Origin of the sequence: Kitasatospora indigofera (genome assembly GCF_014655955.1) — a bacterium.
Lineage (GTDB): Bacteria > Actinomycetota > Actinomycetes > Streptomycetales > Streptomycetaceae > Kitasatospora > Kitasatospora indigofera.
Map to the genome: position 1 here is coordinate 1 of NZ_BNBO01000114.1, position 5,319 is coordinate 5,319.

A 5,319-nucleotide genomic window follows, 5' to 3' on the forward strand; every position below is an offset into this window, starting at 1 on the left:
CCGTGCAGCGCGTTGCCGCGGTCGTTGGCCGGCACCCGGTGGCTCTGCCCGTCGATGCTGAAGCGGCCGCCCGCGATCCGGTTGGCGAAGCGCCCCACCAGGGCCCCGAAGTAGGGACCGGGCCCGGCGTAGGCGGCCGCGTCCGGCAGGGACAGCACGACCGAGCGGCTGCGCCCGGCCGGGTCCGGCACCGACAGGCGGTGCAGGACGCCGCCGTGGGTGAGGATCTCGGCGCTCACGCCGGAGGCGGACTCCAGTCTCCAGAGGTCCACGGGACGTCCGTCGGGGGTGTGGCCGAACGGTTCGCGGTGGGGTGCGGGCTGGGGCATCGTCAGTCCTCGGGGAGGGGCGGCACGCCGTGCGGCGGTGGGTGGTCGGCTGCGGTGGGGGATCAGGTGCGTCTGGCGGTCGACTCCCGGACCGTGAGGGTGTAGCCGGGCTGGATGTGCTCGGGCTCCAGGCCGGGGGTGCCGGCCAGCCGGGCGACGACCCGTTGGACGGCGAGCCGGGCGATGGCCTGCTTGTCGGGCGAGACGGTGGTGAGGGCGACGGGCGAGAAGCGGCCCTCCTCGATGTCGTCGAAGCCGACCACCGACACGTCCTGCGGCACCCGCAGCCGGCGTTCGGTCAGCACCCGCATGGCGCCGAGCGCGACCAGGTCGTTGTAGGCGAACACGGCGTCGGGCCGCTCGCCGCGGTCCAGGACGGCGTTCATCGCGGCGGCGCCGTCCACCCGGCCGTAGCCGTCGGTGGCGGCGACCAGGGAGTCGTCGCAGGGCAGCCCCGCGGCGGTGAGCTCCTCGCGCCAGCCGCGCAGCCGCAGGTGCGCCGGGCGGCGGGCGCTCTCCCGGCGGGCGCCGAGGAAGGCGATCCGGCGGTGCCCGAGGCCGGTCAGGTGCCGCACCGCGGACCGCGCGGCGGCGACGTTGTCGATGGCGATCTGGTCGTAGGGGGCCTCGTACTCGCGTTCGCCGAGCAGCACCAGCGGGGCGTCCTCGGAGCGGCCGAGCAGGTCCTCGGCCTCCAGCTCGATCGGGCTGAGGATCAGGCCGTCGATCACGTGGGCGCGGAACCCCTGGGAGACCAGGATCTCGTTCTCGCGCCGGCCGCCGGTGTGGTCCAGCAGCACGGTGTAGTCGTGGCGCGCGGCGGCGTCGATCACGGCGCCGGCCAGTTCGGCGAAGTACGGGTTGCCGAGTTCGGGCACGGCCAGCGCGATGATGCCGGTGCGTCCCTTGCGCAGGTGGCGGGCGATCAGGTTGGGCCGGTAGCCGAGCTCGTCGATGGCCTGCTGGACGCGTTCTCGCATCGCGGGTGTGACGTGCGGGTAGTTGTTCACCACGTTCGAGACGGTCTTGACCGATACGCCTGCGCGCTGCGCGACGTCTTTGAGGCTGGCGCCCACGGATTTCCTTCCTTCGGCCGGCCGTATCGGCGCGGCGGTGCCCGGCCCCAGTCTGGCCCGCCGGCCCGGCCGCGGGTGACATCCGGGGCCGGGGCCGGGCGTGTTCGGGGCCGGGGCCGGGGCGGGGTCAGGTCCGGCGGACCTTGGAGAGGTAGCGCTGGGTGACCACGACCAGGATCAGGAACCCGCCGCTGACCACGGACTGGTACGAGGAGTTGAGCGAGCCGATCTGGTTGATCAGGTTCTGGATCACGGCCAGCAGCAGGACGCCCCACAGGGTGCCGGAGACCGAGCCCGCGCCGCCGACCAGCAGGGTGCCGCCGATGACGACCGCGGAGATGGCGTCCAGCTCCATCCCGACGCCGATGATGGTGACGCCGGAGGAGAGCCGGGCCGCGTTGAGGGCCCCGGCCAGGCCGGCGAGCAGGCCGCTGAGCACGTAGACCAGCACCTTGGTGCGGGCGACCGGCAGGCCCATCAGGGTGGCGGCGTCGGCGCTGCCGCCGACGGCGAACATGCTCTGGCCGAGCGAGGTCCGCTGCAGGACGAGACCGCCGACGGCGAACAGGGCCAGCGCGATCAGCACCGGGTACCCGAAGCCGCCGACGGTGCCCTGGCCGAGCTCGGCGAAGAACGAGCCGCGCGGCACCAGGTAGGTGGTGGCGCCCTCGTGGGTCAGCGCGAGCAGCAGGCCGCGGGCGGCCAGCAGCGAGGCCAGCGTGACGATGAACGGCGCCATCCCGGCCCGGGCCACCAGCAGGCCGTTCACCAGGCCGATCGCTCCGCAGACCACGATCGGCACCAGCAGCGCCGGGGCGGCGCCCCACTGGGAGGCCCAGGCGGCGAGCACGCCGCCGAGGGCGAAGACCGAGCCGACGGACAGGTCGATCCCGCCGGTGATGATCACCATGGTCATCCCGAGCGCGACGATCGACAGGAACGACACCTGCACGGTGATGCTGCGGGCGTTGTCCACGGTCCCGAAGGCCGGGAAGACGAACGAGGAGACCACGACGACCAGCAGCAGGACGGCCAGCACGCCCTGGCGGCGCAGCAGTTCGAGGGCCCGGGCGGGGCCGGCGGAGCCCGGCCGGGAGCGGGCGGGCACGGCGGTGGCGGTGGGGAGGAGGTTCATCGGGATCGACGCTCCCGGGCGACGTAGACGGCGACGAGGATGATGGCGGCCTGCGCCAGTTGGGCGGTGGAGTCGTGCAGGTTGTGGCTGACCAGGGTGGCGTGCAGCAGCTGCATCAGCAGCGCGCCGGTCACCGTGCCCAGCACCCGGATCGAGCCGCCGGTCAGCGGGGTGCCGCCGACCACCACGGCGGTGATCGCGGACAGTTCCATCAGGTTGCCGAGCGCGGAGGGGTCGCTGGCGGTGAGCCGCGCGGTGGCCAGCACGCCCGCCAGCGCGGCGAGCGCGCCGCAGAGCACGTAGACCCCGATCAGCACCCGTCGCACCGGGAGGCCGGCCAGCGCCGCGGCGGCCCGGTTGCCACCGACGGCGACCAACTGCCGCCCGAAGGTGGTGCGTTGCACCAGGAAGGCGACGGCCAGCGCCAGCACGCCGGCGATCAGGACGACCAGCGGGACGCCGAGCAGGCTGTCGGTGCCGAGCCCCAGCAGGTCGGTGTTCTGGATCTGCTTGAGCTGCCCGTCGGCGATCACCAGGGCCAGGCCCCGGCCGCCGACGAACAGGGCGAGGGTGGCGACGATCGGCTGGAGGCCGATCAGGGAGACCAGCGAGCCGTTGACCGCGCCGACCACCACCCCGGCGAGCAGCGCCATCACCAGGGCGGGCAGCAGGCCGTAGCCGAGGTAGAGCGGCAGCAGCGAACTGGCCAGCGCCATCGTGGAGCCGACCGACAGGTCGACGCCCTCGGTGCCGATCACCAGCGCCATCCCGAGCGCCACGATGACCACGGGAGAGACCTGGACGAGCTGGGTCCGCAGGTTGGCGACGGTCAGGAAGTGCTCGGTGAACAGCGCGTTGAACACCAGGAGCACCGCGACGGCGAGGTAGACGCCGTACTGCTGGAGCAGCCTCTTGACGTCCGGCCGGGCGGCGGCCGCCCGGGGCAGGGTGAGGGGGGCTTGGGTCATCGGGGGCCGTCCTGGCCGTCGGGGGCGTCGTGGCCGTCACGGGCGGGGGAGTGGGGGGCGCCGGCCCCGGCCGGGGCGCCGGGGGAGTGCGGGGCCGGGGCGTCGGGGGAGTGGGCGGCGAGCACGGCCAGCAGGTCGTCCTCCGTCACCTGCTCCCCGGTCAGTTCGCCGGCGACCGCGCCGCCGCGCAGCACCAGGAGGCGGTCGGCGCCCTCGATCAGCTCCTCGATGTCGGAGGAGATCAGCAGCACGGCCAGGCCCTCCCGGGCGAGTTCGTCGACGAGGGCCTGCACCTCGGCCTTGGCGCCGACGTCGATGCCGCGGGTCGGCTCGTCCAGCAGCAGGACCTTCGGCTCCAGGCAGAGCCAGCGGGCCAGCAGCACCTTCTGCTGGTTGCCGCCGGACAGTTCGCCGACCTTCTGCTCGGGACTGGAAGCCTTGATCCGCAGCCGCTTCATGAAGATCTCGACGATCTTGTCCTGCTTGGCGCGGGAGACGACACCGAACCGGGACAGCCGGGGCATCGCCGCGAGCACGATGTTCTCGCGCACCGACAGGCCGGGCACGATGCCCTCGGCCTTGCGGTCCTCCGGCAGCAGGCTGATGCCCGCCCGGATCGCCGCCGCGGGGCTGTGCCGGCGCAGCGGCTGCCCGGCGACCCGGATCTCGCCGGCGTCCAGGGCGAGCGCGCCGGCCAGGGCCTTGGCGGTCTCGCTGCGCCCGGAGCCGAGCAGGCCGCCCAGGCCGAGCACCTCGCCGGGGCGCAACGCCAGGTCGATGGCGTGGAGTTCGTGGCCGCGGGTCAGGCCGGTGGCGGTCAGGACGGGCTCGCGCCGGGAGTGGTGCCCCTCGCCGAAGGCGGTGACGCCGCTCCGGCGGACCTCGGTGAGTTCGCGGCCGAGCATCATCGCGACCAGCTGCATCCGGTTCAGTCCGGCCAGCGGGCCGGTGTGCACCAGTTTGCCGTCGCGCAGCACGGTGACGCGCTCGCAGATCCGGTACAGCTCGTCCATCCGGTGGCTGACGTAGACGACGGCGATGCCGCGCCCGTGCAGTTCGCCGATCACCCGGAAGAGCGTCTCCACCTCGCGGGGCTCCAGGGAGGAGGTGGGTTCGTCCATCACCACCACCCGGGCCTGGACCGAGACGGCCCGGGCCAGCGCGACCATCTGCTGGGTGCCCACGCCGAGGGTGTTCAGCGGGCGCCGGACGTCGGCGGTGACGCCGAGGCCGGCGAGCAGTTCGGCGGCCTCCCGGTGCATGCGGTGGAAGTCGATCAGGCCGAAGCGGGTCTTGGGCTCGCGGCCGAGGAAGATGTTGCGCGCCACGCTCATCAGCGGGACGAGGTTGACCTCCTGGTAGATGGTGGCGACCCCGGCCTGCTGGGCCTCGGACGGGCGGCCGAACGCCACCGGTTCGCCGCCCAGGCGCAGTTCACCGCCGTCGGGGCGGTGCACCCCGGTGAGGACCTTGATCAGGGTGGACTTGCCGGCGCCGTTCTCCCCGACGAGGGCGTGGATCTCGCCCGCGCGCAGGGTGAAGGAGACGTCGTCGAGCGCCACCACACCGGGGAAGCGCTTGCTGACGCCGATCGCCTCCAGGACGGTCGGCGCTTCGGTGGCCGCCGGTGCGGACTTCGCCGGGACGGCTGGGGGTGGTGCCATGGTGATGGCCTTCCAGGGCTGGGCGGGTTCGGGGCAGGAGGGGCCGGGCCGTGCGGCGCCGCGCGCGTGCGCACGGCCCGGCTGCTCGTCGACCGCCGGTGTGGCGGTCGTGCGGTGGGTTCCCGTCAGTAGGCGCCGTCGAGGGAG

The 5,319-nt window shown here is 73.8% G+C and carries 5 protein-coding genes; all 5 read right to left on the minus strand.

All coding sequences use genetic code 11. From position 1 onward, the window contains the following. On the minus strand, positions 1-272 hold a 272-nt coding region (locus tag IE329_RS39540; protein ID WP_461782313.1), incomplete at its 3' end, for an aldose epimerase family protein. 119 nt (positions 273-391) lie between these two features. Further along, complete coding sequence (locus IE329_RS39545; RefSeq protein WP_190215907.1) at positions 392-1,405, minus strand: LacI family DNA-binding transcriptional regulator; 1,014 nt, start codon at positions 1,403-1,405, stop codon at positions 392-394. Positions 1,406-1,532: 127 nt separating this feature from the next. Continuing rightward, positions 1,533-2,540, minus strand: a complete 1,008-nt coding sequence (locus tag IE329_RS39550; RefSeq protein ID WP_190215908.1) for an ABC transporter permease — start codon at positions 2,538-2,540, stop codon at positions 1,533-1,535. Next, positions 2,537-3,508 (minus strand): ABC transporter permease, encoded by a 972-nt coding sequence (locus IE329_RS39555; RefSeq protein ID WP_190215909.1) that lies wholly within the window; start codon positions 3,506-3,508, stop codon positions 2,537-2,539. The genes IE329_RS39550 and IE329_RS39555 overlap by 4 nt, the downstream gene beginning before the upstream one ends. Further along, entirely contained in the window at positions 3,505-5,172 is a 1,668-nt protein-coding gene (locus tag IE329_RS39560) for a sugar ABC transporter ATP-binding protein (RefSeq protein WP_190215910.1), read from the minus strand. Before IE329_RS39560 ends, IE329_RS39555 begins: the two co-directional genes overlap by 4 nt. Between the last annotated feature and the right edge of the window lie 147 nt (positions 5,173-5,319).

Bases quoted from the DNA above. Each gene is read 5' to 3' on its own strand.
- IE329_RS39560 (WP_190215910.1), bottom strand. From the start codon at position 5,172: ATGGCACCACCCCCAGCCGTCCCGGCGAAGTCCGCACCGGCGGCCACC.
- IE329_RS39555 (WP_190215909.1), bottom strand. From the start codon at position 3,508: ATGACCCAAGCCCCCCTCACCCTGCCCCGGGCGGCCGCCGCCCGGCCG.
- IE329_RS39550 (WP_190215908.1), bottom strand. From the start codon at position 2,540: ATGAACCTCCTCCCCACCGCCACCGCCGTGCCCGCCCGCTCCCGGCCG.